15 protein-coding genes are annotated in these 16,264 nt (G+C 64.4%); 3 read left to right on the forward strand and 12 right to left on the reverse strand.

Going from position 1 to position 16,264, the window contains the following annotated elements:
* Positions 1 to 820: 820 nt before the first annotated feature.
* The 5 genes from C2L64_RS05195 to C2L64_RS05215 all read right to left on the reverse strand — a co-directional run bounded on the left by C2L64_RS05195 (position 821) and on the right by C2L64_RS05215 (position 7,109).
* Positions 821 to 2,080 carry an IS256 family transposase gene (locus C2L64_RS05195; protein WP_103153674.1) on the reverse strand — a complete coding sequence of 420 codons (1,260 nt, stop codon included), beginning with the start codon at positions 2,078 to 2,080 and terminating at the stop codon, positions 821 to 823.
* Between the two features lie 138 nt (positions 2,081 to 2,218).
* Entirely contained in the window at positions 2,219 to 3,079 is an 861-nt protein-coding gene (locus tag C2L64_RS05200) for an efflux RND transporter periplasmic adaptor subunit (RefSeq protein WP_090835368.1), read from the reverse strand.
* A gap of 13 nt (positions 3,080 to 3,092) precedes the next feature.
* A complete protein-coding gene (locus C2L64_RS05205; protein ID WP_007585430.1) occupies positions 3,093 to 3,293 on the reverse strand; it encodes a DUF1656 domain-containing protein in 201 nt (66 codons plus the stop codon).
* On the reverse strand, positions 3,283 to 5,520 hold the full coding sequence (locus C2L64_RS05210; protein WP_090835369.1) for an FUSC family protein: 2,238 nt from the start codon (positions 5,518 to 5,520) through the stop codon (positions 3,283 to 3,285). Before C2L64_RS05210 ends, C2L64_RS05205 begins: the two co-directional genes overlap by 11 nt.
* Positions 5,521 to 5,534: 14 nt before the next feature.
* Positions 5,535 to 7,109 (reverse strand): efflux transporter outer membrane subunit, encoded by a 1,575-nt coding sequence (locus tag C2L64_RS05215; protein ID WP_090835371.1) that lies wholly within the window; start codon positions 7,107 to 7,109, stop codon positions 5,535 to 5,537.
* 163 nt (positions 7,110 to 7,272) lie between these two features.
* Between C2L64_RS05215 and C2L64_RS05220 the strand changes: the two genes are divergently transcribed.
* Positions 7,273 to 8,211, forward strand: coding sequence for a LysR family transcriptional regulator (locus C2L64_RS05220; protein WP_007585433.1), 939 nt, complete (start codon positions 7,273 to 7,275; stop codon positions 8,209 to 8,211).
* 171 nt (positions 8,212 to 8,382) lie between these two features.
* Positions 8,383 to 8,544: a hypothetical protein gene (locus C2L64_RS54055; protein WP_167306976.1), complete on the forward strand. Its 162-nt coding sequence runs from the start codon at positions 8,383 to 8,385 to the stop codon at positions 8,542 to 8,544.
* A gap of 36 nt (positions 8,545 to 8,580) precedes the next feature.
* Here C2L64_RS54055 and C2L64_RS05225 read toward each other — a convergent pair whose 3' ends face one another.
* The 4 genes from C2L64_RS05225 to wrbA form a co-directional block, all read right to left on the reverse strand.
* Positions 8,581 to 9,414 carry a metallophosphoesterase gene (locus C2L64_RS05225; RefSeq protein ID WP_079499947.1) on the reverse strand — a complete coding sequence of 278 codons (834 nt, stop codon included), beginning with the start codon at positions 9,412 to 9,414 and terminating at the stop codon, positions 8,581 to 8,583.
* Between the two features lie 27 nt (positions 9,415 to 9,441).
* A complete protein-coding gene (locus tag C2L64_RS05230) occupies positions 9,442 to 10,869 on the reverse strand; it encodes an FAD-binding oxidoreductase (protein ID WP_090835374.1) in 1,428 nt (475 codons plus the stop codon).
* Positions 10,870 to 11,004: 135 nt separating this feature from the next.
* A complete protein-coding gene (locus tag C2L64_RS05235; protein WP_090835375.1) occupies positions 11,005 to 11,433 on the reverse strand; it encodes a DUF2069 domain-containing protein in 429 nt (142 codons plus the stop codon).
* Positions 11,430 to 12,032 carry an NAD(P)H:quinone oxidoreductase gene (wrbA, locus tag C2L64_RS05240; protein WP_079499944.1) on the reverse strand — a complete coding sequence of 201 codons (603 nt, stop codon included), beginning with the start codon at positions 12,030 to 12,032 and terminating at the stop codon, positions 11,430 to 11,432. Before wrbA ends, C2L64_RS05235 begins: the two co-directional genes overlap by 4 nt.
* 109 nt (positions 12,033 to 12,141) lie before the next feature.
* Between wrbA and C2L64_RS05245 the strand changes: the two genes are divergently transcribed.
* On the forward strand, positions 12,142 to 13,458 hold the full coding sequence (locus tag C2L64_RS05245) for a YihY family inner membrane protein (protein ID WP_090835694.1): 1,317 nt from the start codon (positions 12,142 to 12,144) through the stop codon (positions 13,456 to 13,458).
* A 63-nt stretch (positions 13,459 to 13,521) separates the two neighbouring features.
* Here the strand turns inward: C2L64_RS05245 and C2L64_RS05250 are convergent, their stop codons facing one another.
* From C2L64_RS05250 to C2L64_RS05260, 3 genes are all read right to left on the reverse strand, one after another.
* A complete protein-coding gene (locus tag C2L64_RS05250; protein ID WP_090835697.1) occupies positions 13,522 to 13,845 on the reverse strand; it encodes an Mpo1-like protein in 324 nt (107 codons plus the stop codon).
* Between the two features lie 132 nt (positions 13,846 to 13,977).
* Positions 13,978 to 14,823 (reverse strand): alpha/beta fold hydrolase, encoded by an 846-nt coding sequence (locus C2L64_RS05255; protein WP_090835376.1) that lies wholly within the window; start codon positions 14,821 to 14,823, stop codon positions 13,978 to 13,980.
* A complete protein-coding gene (locus tag C2L64_RS05260) occupies positions 14,820 to 16,169 on the reverse strand; it encodes an O-acetylhomoserine aminocarboxypropyltransferase (RefSeq protein WP_090835377.1) in 1,350 nt (449 codons plus the stop codon). Before C2L64_RS05260 ends, C2L64_RS05255 begins: the two co-directional genes overlap by 4 nt.
* Between the last annotated feature and the right edge of the window lie 95 nt (positions 16,170 to 16,264).

A 16,264-nucleotide genomic window follows, 5' to 3' on the forward strand; every position in this document is an offset into this window, starting at 1 on the left:
TGGTTTGTTCTTTCGCTGGCATCCGCGTTATGTTTTCGTGCTTCACGCGTCGCCCCTGTGCGGGGCGGCACCTACTTTTCTTTGCCGCCGCAAAGAAAAGTAGGCAAAAGAAAGCGGCCAACACCGCCAATCCTTGTTCCTGCCTGAGGGCCCCCAACCGGTCCCACGCTTCACACGGCGACGTCTCATTTCATGCCCGTTGCTAACGCTTTGAATAAGCGCGTCACCCGCTTCAGACATCCGCACAAGGGCTGGCGGCAGCGAATCGTTTCTGCCGCCCAGGTGGCAAACTGTGTGTAGGTTGTCGCACCGCACAGGTTAGTGTTCTTACCAGAAACACCAGCCTTGCTTCCCAGTCCGGAGTGAGGCGCGAATGGCGCGAAAGCCTACACACAGTTTGCCACCTGGGCGGCGGTGGACTATCTGGCACGGCGTGCTGCGACGCGGGTGCATGAAGCGGGTGAGGCGTACAGAGAGAGCGTTGGCAACGCACGTGAACAGATGCGTTACCGCGTGAAGGACGGGGCCGTTGGGGGCCCTCAGGCAGGAAGAAGAATTAGCGGTGTGAGCCGCTTTCTTTTGCCTACTTTTCTTTGCGGCGGCAAAGAAAAGTAGGTGCCGCCCCGCACAGGGGCGACGCGTGAAGCACGAAGGCAACACGCGGATGCCAGCGAAAGAACAAACCAAACCGCCCGCGGGCACGAAGGCAAAACGCGGATGCCAGCGCAAAGGTCAGAACAACCAAACCGCCGGGGGTGTCTGAATTTTTGTGTGCAAGGCAGCTAAAAGCCTGCCATCTGGCAGGCTCATCAATTGCATTCTACAAATGATTCCTGGTGAAGCGATCCTCGTAGAGGATCGCGAACTGGTTCATCGCGGCTTTCCAGTCATGCGCGGCACGGCTCCAGTCAGCCGTGATATTGCGCAAGGCCAGCCATAGCAGTTTGGTCGCGGCCTCGTCCGTCGGGAAGTGTCCACGCGTCTTGACGATCTTGCGTAGCCGGGCATTGACGCTTTCGATGGCATTAGTCGTGTAGATCACCTTGCGAACCGCTGGCGGAAACGCGAAGAAGGGGATCACGCGATCCCAGGCCCGACGCCAGGCGGCCACCACCGTCGGGAATTTCTGGCCCCACTCGCCCTGTTCGAACGCGTCCAGTTCGGCCTGGGCAGCTTCAGCGCCCGTTGCCGAATAGATCGGTTTGAGGGCGGCAGCCAGCCCCCGCCGGTCTTTCCAGCTCGCGTAGTCCAGCGAGTTGCGGATCAGGTGCACGATGCACGTCTGGAGCGTGGTGGCCGGAAACACCGCGCCCAGCGCTTCAGGCATGCCCTTCAGTCCATCGGTGACCGCGATCAGGATGTCCTGCACGCCACGCACCTTCAGGTCGCTGAATACCTTCATCCAGAACTTCGCGCCTTCCGTGTTCTCGATCCACAGCCCCAGGATGTCCCGTGTGCCGTCCGGCAGGATGCCCAGCGCCAGATAGATCGCCTTGTTGCGCACCATCCCTTCCTCGCGGATCTTGACGCGTAGCGCGTCAAAGAACACTACCGGGTACATCGGCTCGAGCGGGCGCGCCTGCCAGATACTCACCTCGTCCATCACGGCATCGGTCACCGAGCTGATGAATTCCGGCGACACATCGGTACCGTACTGCTCAGCCAGAAACCCCTGGATCTCGCGCACCGTCATGCCACGGGCGTACATCGCGATGATCTTGTCGTCAAAGCCGGTGAAACGTCGCTCGTGCTTCGGAATCAGGATCGGGGCAAAGCTGCCGTCGCGGTCACGCGGAATCTCCAGGCGCAGCGGACCGTCGTCGGTCAGCACCGTCTTGCCGCTCTTGCCGTTGCGCTGGTTGGTCGCGTCTTCGGGCCGCACGGCACCCGCCGGATAACCCAGATGGTGTCCAAGTTCGGCGCCCAGCGCCCGCTCGATCAGCGCCTTCTTGAATGCCGCTGAAGCGGCGTGCACCGCTTCGGCGGTCATGGGTCCCTTCACGAACTGATCGATCAGTTCCTTCGGAATGGACGGTAACACTGTCGGCGCTTCGGTAGTCGTCTTGGGTTTGCGTGACATACATGCTCCTTGAGCTACATGCTATGCCCTGAACACAAAATCTATGACAGACCCAAACCGCCCGCGCCGCAAAGGCGCCAACCCGGATGCCAGCGAAAACACGAAGCAAACCACCCAGCGTCGCAGACAACCAAAAACTCAAGACGGCGTAACAACAACCGTACAAGTCGTCCCTGCCGAAAGCAGAACCCCTTCAGGCACAGAATCAATCTTCACCCGCACGGGCACCCGCTGCGCCAACCTCACCCAGTTAAAAGTCGGATTCACATCAGCCAGCAACTCCCGGCTCTGCGGATTATCGCGATCATAAATCCCGCGGGAAATGCTCTCGACATGCCCCTTCAACGTGCCCCCGCTCATCAACATGATATCGGCCTTATCCCCAACCCTCACATGCGGCAGCTTCGTTTCCTCAAAATACCCATACACCCAGAACGAATTGCTATCCACGACAGCCAGCTTCGCTGAACCAGAAATCGCATAGTCCCCGCGATACACATTCAGATTCGTAACATACCCATCAACCGGCGACACAACGCGAGTGCGCTCCAGATTGAGCTTCGCCGCATCCAGCGCGGCAAGCGCCTGCTGATACTGCGCCTCGGCGGCAGACGCCGTATGCGTCGCGTTCTCGCGGTTTTCCTTCGACACCACGAGACTATCCATATCCGCACGCCGCTGCGCATCGTCACGCCGCATCTGCAATTCGGCCTTGCGCGCGGCAACAGCAGCCTGCGCCTGCTCGACGGCGATCTGATAGTGCGATGGATCGATCTGCATCAACAGATCGCCCTTGTGCACGAACTGGTTGTCGCGCACGGGCAGCTCGACCACGGCACCCGAGACATCGGGCGCAATGTTGACGACTTCGGCGCGCACGCGGCCGTCGCGCGTCCACGGCTCGTCCATGTAGTGCACCCACAGCGCACGCCCGATCAAGATCGCGACGACGAACACGATGGCCGTCGCGATAAACCCAATGATGTTTCTGATTGTCATGATTCGACTCGGATCAACGATAAACGGCGAGGCCCAGCACGCCGCACACACACACGAGCAAACTCGCGCGGAACAGGGACGGGTGCCACACGACGCGATACAGGCCCGTCCACGCTATCGCGCGGTCGAGCAGCCAGGTGATCGCGGCGCCCGCAATAAACAGCAGCACGATGGCGGGCACGTAGGCGTCGAGAACGGCAATCTCACGTGGCATGGCGAACTCCTTGTGGCGCATCGCTGTTCGTATCGCTCGCGTCGTTGGCTTGCGCCAGCGGCGATTGCGGATCGAGCAGCGCGCTCCGGATGAAATGCAGATGACTCAAAATGCGTTGCAACTGATGGCGCTCGTCGCGCGGCGGCGTGAACGTCGAAAGCGTCTGCTGGACGGCGGTGATCGCATCGGCTGTCGCGGCCAGCGCTTTATCGAGGCGCGCGGCGCGAGGGCGTTCGAACAGGCAGCTCACGGCCGTGCAGGTCGCGCGCAGACTAACGCGCCAGGGCATCGACGGCGCATAGCGCGCATCGCGCGGCAGCGTTGTGACCTCGCTGCGCAGGTCGATCACGGCATTGCCGATCTCCAGCACCGCGAACATCCAGCGCATCGTGTCGCGCTTCACGCTGGGCTCGCTGGCGGCCAGCGCGTTGATCTGATGCATCAGGTCGCGCGCGCCGCTCTCAAAGCGCGTGCGTAGCCGCCACAAACGCCCGATCCGGCCGCGGCACGCCAGTACCACCTGCGCGCGCAGATCGGCGAGCAGCCGGTTGCGCAGCCACGGCGTCGATGGCGGCAACAGCACCGCGAACGCGATCGACGCGACCAGCATCGAGAGCGCGAGCGCAATGGCATCGTTGATGAAGCCGCTCGGATCGTAATGAATCACGTTGTCCGGACCCGCGAGAAAGCAGAAGAAAATGCAGTAGCCGACGCCGTAACCCGCGAGCTTCGGCCGCGTCGTCATCCACACGCCGAGCGCGAGGAAGGGCGTGAGCGCGGCGCACAGCAGCGCAAAGCCGTCGATATGCGGATAGATGCCGAACGTCAGAAACAGCGCGAGCGTCGACGACAGGATCGTGCCCGCCGCCATCTGGAACGCGGTGCGCGTCGGGTTCGGCGACGACGACGCGAGTGCACACACGGCGGCCGCGTTCAGCGTCAGCGTCGAGCCGCTCGGCCACGCGGTGGCGATCCAGAACGCGCCGAGAATCGCCATCACGATCGCCGCGCGCAGGCCCGCGACGCCAGCCGCGATGCCGTTGGTCTTCGGCTCGTAGCGTTCGATCCAGCGCTCGCGCTCGTGTGTCGCGACAGCGAGCGACGCATACGTTGCCGCATACGCGTGCAGGTCGTCGACGAAACGATAGAGCAACTCCGCGCCCGTATCGAAATCGAGCAGTGGCACGTCGGCGTCGCTTTCGAGTGCGGCGCGGGTCGCGCGCATGCGCTTCGGCAACTCAGCCTTGAACGCTTCCAGTTGCGCGGCTGCGTGCGATGCGTCGGCGGCCGTCAACACCGGCTGGCCCGACTTGCTCAGTAACGGTGAAATCTCGCGGAAGTACGGCTCGAGCGCAGCGACGGCGGCCGTCGCGCCCGCTGCGCCGGACGCGCCGGACACACGCAGGCGGTTCATCAGCTGATGCAGCGCGTGAAAGCGTGTCGATACCGTCATGAACTCGCTGTTCAGGCGCGATAGTCGGCCGTTGCGCATCCGCGAATCGGGGCTTTCGAACACGGCGACGCTGCGCACGGCCTCGAAGCCGACGATATCGGCAACGAACTTCGCGTTGGTGTCCTCGATGCGCGCGCGATCGGCGTTGCCCGCAAGCGCGGCGCACACGTAATCGACGAACGACGAGAAGCGAGCGCGCACCGTGCTGCGCATCTGCTCGCCCGCGTGCTGCGGAAACACGAGCGCGCTCACGACGCCCGAGCACAGAATCCCGACCACGATTTCCGCAACCCGAGTCAGCGCCGACATGAACGCGCCATCGGGATGCTGCGAAGCAGGGATGCCGATCAGCGCCGCCGTGTAGCCCGCAAGCACGAAACCGTACGAGCGGAAATTGCGGTTGCGCGCCGCGCCCGCGGTGCAGATGCCGACCCAGATCGCCGTCGAAATGATGAACAGCTCCGGCTGCTGCGAAAACAGGCCGATCAGCGCCATCATCACAACGAGTCCGATCAGCGTGCCGCAAATCCGGTAGAAGCTCTTCGCGAAGACCATGCCGCTTTGCGGCTGCATCACGATGAACACGGTCGTCATCGCGGTGCGCGGCTGCGGCAGGTCGAGCTTCATCGCGATGCCGAGCGCGAGGAAGCATGCGGCGAGCGCCTTGAAGAGGTAGATCCACGTGCGGCCATCCGTGCGCGCCCAGTCGACGAACGCGGCGTAGAGCGCGCTGGGCGTCGGCGGCGTGCGGGGCGTGGAAGGGTTCGAGGACATCGGCGGCGCTCCAGTCAGTGGGCGGCCGGCGTGCCGGTCGAAGCGCTGTTCACCGCGTTCGCGGTGGCTTTGTCGTCCGGTTTCGCGCCATCGCTCTTCTTGCCCTTGCCATGCGCGGGCAACACGTCCTTTTGTGAAGGACCGTCGGCGGGATCGATCACGCCGCCGCCCAACGCCGTCACGAGCGTCGCGTGCGCCTGCAACTGTCCGGCCTGCACCTTCGCGACGCCTTCCTGCGCGCGCAGCAGCTGCGTTTGCGCGATCAGCACGTTCACGTAGTCGGTCAGGCCGCGCCGATAACCTTCGCGCGCCAGCTGATAGGTCTTGTTCGCCGTCGCGACGGAACGGTTCGCGTCCTTCAATTGGGTATCGAGCGAACGCATCCGCACGACCTGATCGGCGATCTCCTTCAGTGCACCGACGATCGACTGGTTGTATTGCTCGACGGCCACGTCGTAGCCCGCCGAAGCCGCGCCCAGTTGCGAGCGCAGGCGTCCGCCCGTGAAGATGGGCAGCGACAGCGCCGGGCCCGCCGTCCAGCCGCCCGCCTGCGATTTCAGGAAGCCGAACAGCGGCCCCATTGCCGCATAGCCGCCGACGGACGCGAGCAGATCGATATTCGGATAGAAGTCCGCTTTCGCGACGTCGATGCCGCGTGCCTGCGCGGCGACCGTCCAGCGCGCCGCGACGATATCGGGGCGATGGCCGATCAGCTCGGCGGGCATCGTCGTCGGCAGGCCGGCGAAGGCGGACAGCGCGATCTGCGGGCGCGTGATCGAATCGCCCGCACCGGGGCCTTTGCCGGCGAGCGCGGCCAGCTGGTTGCGACCGAGCGCGATTTCTTCTTCGATCGCGTCGATCTGGCGTTCGTATTCGGGCAGCGGCGTTTCCGCCTGCGCGACTTCGAGCTGCGTGCCGATGCCGCCTTTCAGCCGCCGGTTGGCGAGCGCGGCGACCTGTTCCTGCTGTTCGAGCGTCGACTTGGCGATATCGAGCAGCGCGTAGTTCAGCGACATCTCGATGTAGGCACGCACGATGTTCGATTCGAGTTCCAGCTGCGCGGCGCGATAGTCGGCGGCGCGCGCGTGCGCGAGGTCGAGTGCTTCCTCCGCGGCGTTCTTGTCCTTGCCCCAAAGATCGAGGTGATACGACAGGCCGAGTTCAGCCGTGTTGTTCCAGGACTGCTGGCCGGCCAGCTCGCCTGGACCGTAGAAGACGTTGTCCGGCCACTGCTTGCGCTGAATCTGCATGCTGCCGTTCACCTGCGGCAGCAGCGCGGACTTCGCGACGCCGGCGAACGACTGCGCCTCACGCACGCGTGCCTGCGCGGCTGCGAGCGTCGGACTGTCCGCCTGCGCCTGTTCGATCCACGCGTTCAACTGCGGATCGTTATAGGCGCGCCACCAGTCGGCGGCGGGCCATTGCGCATCGGTATTGGCCGCGCGGATCGCGGCGCCGACGTCCAGCGAGGCGGGCTCAGTGCTGGTCGATTGGGGCGCGATGTGTCCCGTGCTCGCGCAGCCGGCGATTATCAACGAGATCGTAAGAACCGACAGCGCGGCGATCCCTTTTGTTACCGGAAACTGCACGATTTGCTCCCCAAATGACTATAGAACCTTGTAGGGGATTATATTTTTTGATCAATTAGCGAATAACCCGCAAGGGTGTAACGCATACTTACGGAGAATGAGATAATCGTCTTTCCAAATCGTGCAACAATCCTTCCCGTACTGAAAGATTTGGGTGTAAATCATGGATACGCTTCAGAACATGCGCGTATTTGTCCGCGTCGTCGAAGCAGGCAGCTTCACGGGCGCGGCCCAGCATCTGAACACGACGACGGCTTATGCGTCGCGCGCCGTGTCCGATCTGGAGGCGCATCTGCGCACGCGTCTGTTGAACCGCACGACGCGCCGTATCGCGCTCACGGAGGCGGGCGAGCGCTATCTGCAGCGCTGCGAGCAGATTCTCGCGTACGTCGATCAGGCGGAAGCCGAGGCCAGCGACGCGCACGCGCGTCCGTCGGGCAAGCTGAAGGTCCACGCGATGACGAGCTTCGGCCAGCACTACGTGGTGCCCGCCGTGAGCCGCTATCAGCAGCGTTATCCCGACGTGCATCTGGAACTGACGCTCGCGCAGCGCATGCCCGATCTGCTCGACGAAGGCTATGACGTCGCGGTCGTGCTCGCGCAGAGTTTGCCTGATTCGGGGCTCGTCTCGCAGCGCCTTGGCAGCGCGTTCAGCGTGGTTGTCGCGTCGCCGGATTATCTGGAGCGCAGCGGCGTGCCGCAGACGCTGTCCGATTTGCGAGGCCACACCTGCCTGCAGATGATCACGCCCGTGATGCCCGCCGACGAATGGACCTTCGATGGCCCGAACGGGCAGGAGACGCTGCATCTGGGCGCATCCACCTTCCAGATCAACGTCGCGGAAGCGATGGCCGTGGCGGTGCGCGAAGGCATGGGCGTCGCCGTGCTGCCTATCTATTCGGCCATTGCCGGCCTGCGCAGCGGCGAACTGGTGTGGATTCTTCCGGAATATATCTCGCAGGAAATGAACGTGTACGCGTTGTATCCGTCGCGGCAGTATCTGGACGCGAAGATCCGCACGTGGGTCGAGTTTCTGCGCGACGAACTGCCGGCGACGCTCGCCGCGGATCAGGCCGAACTCCGCAAGTTCGCGCGCACTTGAAATAGCGCGTGCATGGCGCGATATGGGTGAAGCAGCCTTTTGACGGACTGTTACATCCCGCTGTCGCGTCGCAACACTTCCTTACTTCCTCGCGGCATCGGGTTTGCTAACGTGTCATTCAAGGCCGGCATCTTTCGGCACGCAAGCATATCTGGAATCGAAGAGGACAACATGGATACGAATCTGCTGATGATCGGCGTCGCCGTCATGCTCGGACTGATTGGCGTTGCAGCGTCGCGCGATCTGCTGCGACGCCTGCGGCCGCAGCCGCGTCTCGTGCCGATTCGCGTCGAGCGGCCAGCGCGGCGCCCGCGCGATAGTAGCGGCATGTGATTTCCAGCTCTCGACGAGCCTGGATTTCGAGCACCTCTAGATTTCGACCACCTTATTCCACGCGAACGCCGCGTTTTCGAGCGCGCGCGTGCGCCGGTCGAGATAGCCGCGCGGATTGCACACGACGCGCGCGCCGTTTTCTACATAGTCGAATGCCGTATGCGTATGCCCGTGCACCCACAGCGTCACGGGCGCGCGCACCAGCGACGGCAGATCATTGACGAAGCCCGCTGACACGACGTCGTCCGCATAACGCTCGGCGAGACTGCGCCGGTGCGGCGCGTGATGCGTGACGACGATCGTCTTGCCCGCGAACGGTTTCGCCAGTTCCGCTTCCAGCCACGCGCGCGCGTGACGGTGAAGCGCGATGGTATCGGCGGGCGTCAGGTTGCGTGGCGTGTTGTCCTGCAGCGCGCCTTGGCCACTCGAGTCGTTTCCCGCTGTCCATGTCACCTGAATCAGCCCGCGATAGTCGAGCATCACGCGCTCGGCCGCCGCGATCGACGCGGCACGCGAATCTTCATCGTTGCCGTAAAGATCGAAGTCGGTCCACAGCGTCGTGCCGAGCACGCGCCACTGTCCGAGCGGATCGACGAGCGTCGCGTTGTTGAGAAAGTACACGTTGTCGACGCTCGCGGCGGCGTCGTGCATCGCCGCTTCGAGCGCGCCGAACTCGCCGTCGTAATACTCGTGGTTGCCCGGCACGTAGACGACGGGCACCGCGCCGTCGAATGTTTCGGCAGCCCAGCGCAGGCCTTCGGCGTGATTGTGGATGTCGCCTGCCAGCACGACCAGATCGGCGTCCGCATGCGGAATGATTTCCGGCTGGTCGGATTCGAGATGCAGATCGGACAGCACGCGAATTTTCATGGACGCCTCTCTTCGATACCCATGCTGTTAGCGTAGCACCTTGCCGGGATTCATCAGGTTCAGCGGATCGAACGCGGATTTCAAAGTTTTCATCAGACGCACTTCGATATCCGATTTGTAGTGCGCCGATTCGTCGATCTTCAACTGACCGATTCCGTGCTCCGCGCTGATGCTGCCGCGATGCCGATGCGTGCTGTCGTAGACGATCTGATTCATCGTGCTCTGATACTGGGCGAGAAACTGCTTCGCATCGCCGCCTTCGGGCGCCTGCACGTTGTAATGCAGATTGCCGTCGCCGAGGTGACCGAATGTCACCATTCGCGCGCCGGGCGCGGCCTCCGCGATCAGCGCATCCGTTTCTTCGATGAAATGGCCGATGCGCGAAATCGGCACCGCGATATCGTGCTTGATGTTCAGTCCTTCCTCGGCCTGCGCCAGCGGAATGTGCTCGCGCAGATTCCAGAATGCTTGCGTCTGCGCGAGATTTTCCGCGACCACGGCATCTTCGACGAGACCGCTTTCGAGCGCCGTTTCCATCATTCGCTCGAAGAGCGCGCGGGCGTGCTCTTCGCTTTCGCTATCCGACAGTTCGAGCAGCACGATCTGCGCGTGCGGCTCCGCGAACGGATAACGCATCTGCGGGAAATGCCGGTTCACGAGGCGCAGGCAGAAATCCGACATCAGTTCGAAGCCCGTCAGAAGCGGTCCGGCGTGACGCTGCGCGAGCGACAGAAAATCCAGCGCGGCATGCGCCGAAGGCAGCGCGGCGAGCGCGGTCACGCGCGCGGCCGGCTGCGGATGCAGTTTCATCACGGCCGCCGTGATGATGCCGAGCGTGCCTTCCGCGCCGATGAAGAGGTCGCGCAGATCGTAGCCGGTGTTGTCCTTGCGCAGTCCGCGCAGTCCATCCCACAGCTCGCCTTGCGGCGTCACCACTTCCAACCCGAGACACAGCTCGCGCGTGTTGCCATAGCGCAGTACGCCTGTGCCGCCCGCGTTCGTCGACAGATTGCCGCCGATCGTGCAACTGCCTTGCGCCGCGAGGCTCAGCGGGAACAGACGTGCCGCCGCTTCGGCGCGCGCCTGCACGTCGGCGAGTACGACGCCTGCTTCGACGGTGATCGTGTTGTTGTGCGGGTCGACATCGCGCACGCGATTGAGCCGCCTGAGACTCAGCACCGCTTGCGCGCCGCTCGTGTCGGGCGTGGCGCCGCCCACGAGGCCCGTGTTGCCGCCTTGCGGCACGATCGCGACACGGTGTTCGTTCGCGAGCCGCACGATCGCGGCGACTTCTTCAGCCGTCGACGGGCACAGCACCGCGCACGCGCTGCCCGTGTAGCGGCGGCGCCAGTCGGTGAGATAGGGGGCGGTGTCGTGCGGATCGGTAAGGACGTGCGCGGCGCCGATCGCGTCGACGCACGCGGCGATGAAGTTCGATGAAGCTGCGGAGTTCATGAATGGTCGGTCAGAGCGGGTAGGGCGTGATCGGCTAGTGCGTGGCTTTTGCGTGATTCGACGCTGACGGTTGATGCAGATTGATGCATTGGATACGCGGCGCGGCCAGGGCTGTGGCCGCGCTGCGCCCGTTAATCAAACGGGCCCGCTGGCCGCGCCGTTTTCACTGCGTGCGTGACGCTTCGCTGCGCGCTTGAACGGCGCGACATAAACGAGCGCGCAGACGAAGAACGCGACGGCGAGGATCACCTCGCACCAGCCGAGCCGGGCGCTCAGGTCACGATCCGACATACCGCGCACGATGCCTTCCATCAGATACAGCAGGCTCAGCATCGATGCCCACTGCAACGTGTAAAGCCGCTTGCGCCACACGCCGGGCAGCGCGAGCAGCAGCGGCACGGCCTTGAGCACGAACAGCGAGCCGCCCGCGCGCAACGGCGCAAGCCACCATTCCCACGCGACGCACAGCGCAATCAGCGCAATGAGCGCAACCAGCGCGCCCGTTGCGGCGGCGCGGTTGCCCTGCGCGCTGTTTTGGGAAGCTGCGTCGCGCGCCGTGTTCATGGCCGCTCGCTCATCGAGGCGGCAGTGCGCGCGATCCGCGCGCCAAGCGCAATGGCGAGCGTTTTTTCGTCGGCGGAAATGCCGTGGCCGGCCGAGTCCGCACGCGCGAAGTGCGATGCGCCGTAGGGCGTGCCGCCCGTTTGCGTCGTCGTGAGCGTGCTTTCGGTGTACGGAATGCCGAGGATCAGCATGCCGTGATGCAGGAGCGGCAGCATCATCGACAGCAGCGTCGTTTCCTGGCCGCCGTGCAGGCTGCCCGTCGACGTGAACACGCAGGCCGGCTTGCCCGCGAGCGCGCCCGACAGCCACTGCGGCGTGGTGCCGTCGAGGAAGTACTTGAGCGGCGCGGCCATGTTGCCGAAGCGAGTCGGCGAGCCGAGCGCGAGTCCCGCGCACTCTTCGAGATCGCGCAGTTCCACGTACGGCGGGCCTTCTGCGGGAATGTCGGGCTGCGTGGCTTCGCAGACCGTCGAGACGGGTGGCACCGTGCGCACGCGCGCCTGCATGCCGGAAACGCTGTCGACGCCGTGCGCGATAGCCAGCGCGAGTTCGCGCGTGGCGCCGTGCCGGCTGTAGTAAAGCACGAGGATGTCTTTCATAGGCATTGGCAGTGAACGGGTATTATAGGGGTGGGTTCGCTGGCGGTGCCGCGAGATTGGCGACGCGCTCGATGCCGGCGCGTGCACTGAAGTGGAGGAGGTCGGTTTGTTGTCCAGGTTGCGTCTCGATCTCGACGCGCTCAAGCGTCTCGCGGAGTTTGCCGCGAAGCGCAGCGGCGAGGATCGCGTTCCGCAGGTGGCGGGCAGTCTCACGTTTACGACGATGCTCTCGCTGGTGCCGCTCGCGACGGTCGCGTTCGCGCTGTTTACCGCGTTTCCGATCTTCGCGCAGTTCCAGATGTCGCTGCAGACGTTTCTCGCCGACCATCTAATGCCTGACCAGGTCAGCAGCCAGATCTTCAAATACCTGAACCAGTTCGCATCGAAGGCGAAGGGGCTGACCACGGTCGGCATGATCATCCTGTTCGTCACGTCCGTGATGACGATGATGACGATCGAATCCGCGTTCAACGTGATCTGGCGCGTGCGTAAGGCGCGCCCATTCGCGCAGCGCGTGCTGGTCTACTGGTCGATCCTGACGCTCGGGCCGATTCTGATCGGCGTAAGCCTGTCGATCTCCTCGTATCTGTTCACGCAGTCCATGACGTACACCGCCGCGCAGCGCATCACGCCGCTGATCGAATGGGCGCTGGCGGGCGCTGCGTTGCCGCTGACGGTGCTCGCGTTCACGCTGATGTATGTGTTCGTGCCGAACTGTCGCGTGGAGTGGCGCGATGCCATCGTAGGCGGCGTCACGGCCGCGATCGCGTTCGAACTGGCGAAGCGCGGCTTCGGTTTCTACATCCGGCGCATTCCGACTTATACGGCTGTGTACGGCGCGTTCGCCGTCGTGCCGCTTTTTCTTCTATGGATGTACCTCAGCTGGTTCATCACGCTCGCGGGCGCGATGATCGCATCGGCGCTTCCGGCGATCCGCACGGGGCAATTCCATCGTCCCGACTTTCCGGGCAGCGATCTGCTCGACTCGCTTGAATTGCTCGCGCGGCTCGTCGAAGCGCGCGATGCGAGCACACACGGTTACACGGTGCCTGAACTCGCGCGCGCATTACGCCGGGATATGGAAACGACGGTGCGCCTGTTGCAGCGGCTCGAAGCGATCGACTGGATCGTGCAACTCGACGAAAACGGCCAGCGCCCGCGCTTTCTGCTGATCGCGAACCCGACCCAGATCACAGTGGAGCGGCTTTTTGACCTGTTCGTGATCGACCGCGCGGAACTCGCGTATCAGCTGAATCTCGATTCGACGCATGTGGATAGCGCCATGCTGCTAGCCGCGCTCGATAACGACGCGCTCAAGGTGAACCTCTCGACTTTGCTGGCGGCGCGCGCCGTTTCGCGCGGCGCTGCGCAACAGGATCAGGCGGGCGTGCACGACGCGGCTGCGTTGCCCCAGCAGACGGCTTGAGCGCTCTCGGGCTTTGGGGCGCTCGCGCGTCGTGGTGCCTGAGCCGCGTTGCGCCGCTCGCCGCTATAGCGAAATGCGCCCCGTGCAGATGTCCTTGAACATCACCCAGTCGCCCATCAGGCTGTAAATGGGATGCCGGAAGGTCGCCGGCCGGTTCTTCTCGAAGAAGAAATGGCCGACCCACGCAAAGCCATACCCGCATACCACGGCTGCCGGCAGCCATAGCCAGTCGCCCGTCGCGAGCGCCATCGCGACGAAGCCGATCACGCCCAGCGATCCGACGAAATGCAGCCGCCGTGACACCGTGTTGCGATGCTCGGTCAGATAGTACGGATAGAACTCCGCGAAACTGGCGAAGTGCTCGTCGTGCGTTGTCTGATGGCTCATGATCGCCTCCGTTGCCTGCCTGCGTGAGCGCCGTCGCGCTGCACATTCGGTCAAGCATGGATTCATTGTGCTGCTATCGTCAGACGCGCGCAACCTGGCCATTCGGCATATGGTGCGCGCGCTTCGGGGCGGTTAATGTGAGGCCTGTGAACGGTTCGGAGCGCGGGCCGTCGCAAACGCGTAAAGCGCATCGAGCGTCGCGTCGGGCTGCTCGGACATCAGCGCGTGGCCGGCGTCGAGCGTGATCGTGTCGACGGGCACGCTTGCGTTGCGCAGTGCGTCGGCGAGGGCTTTGGCGGCGCGCGGCGGCGTCATCACGTCGCGCCTGCCGACGATCAGGCGCGTGGGGCAGTTCACCTGCGCGGCGCGCGCGAGGCCGTCCGTGTACGCGTTGCAGGCGCTGAAGTCGGTGTGAAAGAGCCGTGGCTCGCCCGTCGCCGAGACGCGCTCCATCAGCCGCTGGTTCATGCCGTGCAGCCAGAAGCCGGGCGCGGGGCAGGATGGTTTCGCGGCGAGGGTCGAATGCGACCACTGGTTGACCATGTCGATGGCTTCCGGCTCGCGCTCGCGCGCGGCATCGAGCAGCGCGTCGGAAACGGCCATCGGTACGGCCGTCGCGACGAGCGCCAGATGCGTCGCGCGTGACGGGTAGCGGGCCGCGAAGTCGAGCGCGATCAGCGAGCCCATGCTGTGCCCGGCGACGAACGCACGCGCCACGCCCACTGCGTCAAGCAAGGCGGCGAGCCAGTCGGCCATCGCGCCGATGCTGGTCAGCGCCGGGCCCGCGCTCCGGTGGTGGCCGGGCAGGTCGACGGCCAGCACGCCGAAGCCGTGATGCGCGAAATAGCGCGTTTGCAGCGCCCAGACGCTGTGATCGTGCTCGGCACCATGAATGAAGACGGCGGTGGGCAGAGTGGCGTCGAATGCCTTGCCGCCCGTGTACGCGTAGGCCGGTTTGCCGTTGACGTCGACGATCATGCGGACTCCTTGCGCGCCGGACCGGCGGGCTTCGAGGCGGTTTGTTGCGCAGCGCCGCCCGCGGATTTCTGCGCGGCTTTTAGCGCGCGCTTGAGATCGTCGATCAGGTCGTCGGGGTCTTCGAGGCCGATCGAAAGACGTATCGTGCCTTCCGCTATGCCTGCGGCGGCTAGCGCGGCGGCGTCCATGCGGAAGTGCGTCGTCGACGCGGGATGAATGACGAGCGAGCGGGCGTCGCCGACGTTCGCCAGATGCGAGAACAGCGACAGCGCTTCGATGAACGCGCGGCCGGCGGCTCGGTCGCCGCGCAGATTGAAGCTGAACACGGCGCCCGCGCCGCGCGGCAGCAGGCGCTGCGCGAGCGCGTGATCCGGGTGGGTCGGCAGTTCGGGATAGGCGACTGATTCGACGGCGGCATGGGCGGCGAGGAATTCGACCACTTTGCGTGTGTTCGCGACGTGGCGTTCCATGCGCAGCGGCAGCGTTTCGATGCCCTGCAGCAGTTGCCACGCGGCTTGCGGATGCAGACACGCGCCGAAGTCGCGCAAGCCTTCGCGGCGGGCGCGCAGCAGGAACGGCGCGATGGTGCTTTCCTCGGCGAACACCATGCCGTGAAAGCCTTCGTACGGCTCGGTGAATTCCGGGAAGCGTCCGGACGCGTCGAAGTCGAACGTGCCGCCGTCGACGAGCACGCCGCCGATCGTCGTGCCGTGGCCGCCGAGGAACTTGGTCGCCGAGTGGTAGACGAAATCCGCGCCGTGGTCGAACGGCTTGAGCAGATACGGCGTCGTAAAGGTCGAATCGACCAGTAAAGGCACGCGATGCTCGTGCGCGATCTGCGCGACCGTCGCGATGTCGAGCACCTCGAGGCCCGGGTTGCCGAGCGTCTCGCCGAACAGCAGTTTGGTGTTCGGGCGCAGCGCGGCACGCCACGCGTCGATGTCGCCCGGCTTCACGAACGTCGTTTCGATGCCGAAGCGGCGCAGCGTGTAGTTGAGCAGGTTGTGCGAGCCGCCATAGAGCGCACTCGACGCGACGATGTGCGAGCCCGCGCCCATCAGCGTTGCGATCGCGAGATGCAGCGCGGCCTGGCCGCTCGCCGTGCCGATCGCGCCCGCGCCGTTTTCGAGCGCGGCGACGCGCTCTTCGAACACGGCGACCGTCGGGTTCGAGATGCGCGAGTAGACATGGCCCGCGCGCTCCATGTTGAAGAGCGCGGCGGCGTGATCGGAGTCGCGGAACGTGAACGACGTGGTCTGGTAGATGGGCGTCGCGCGCGCGCCCGTCGCGGGGTCGGGGGCGGCGCCCGCATGCAGCGCAAGCGTGTCAAAACGGTTGGCGGACATCGTGGACGGCCGGACCTCGACAGCCCGGCGAAGGTGAGAGTGGGGGCCATCGTATCATCGTGCCGCGCCCGAACCACTCGGTTAACGCCCGTATT

Origin of the sequence: Paraburkholderia hospita (genome assembly GCF_002902965.1) — a bacterium.
Classification (GTDB): Bacteria; Pseudomonadota; Gammaproteobacteria; order Burkholderiales; family Burkholderiaceae; genus Paraburkholderia; species Paraburkholderia hospita.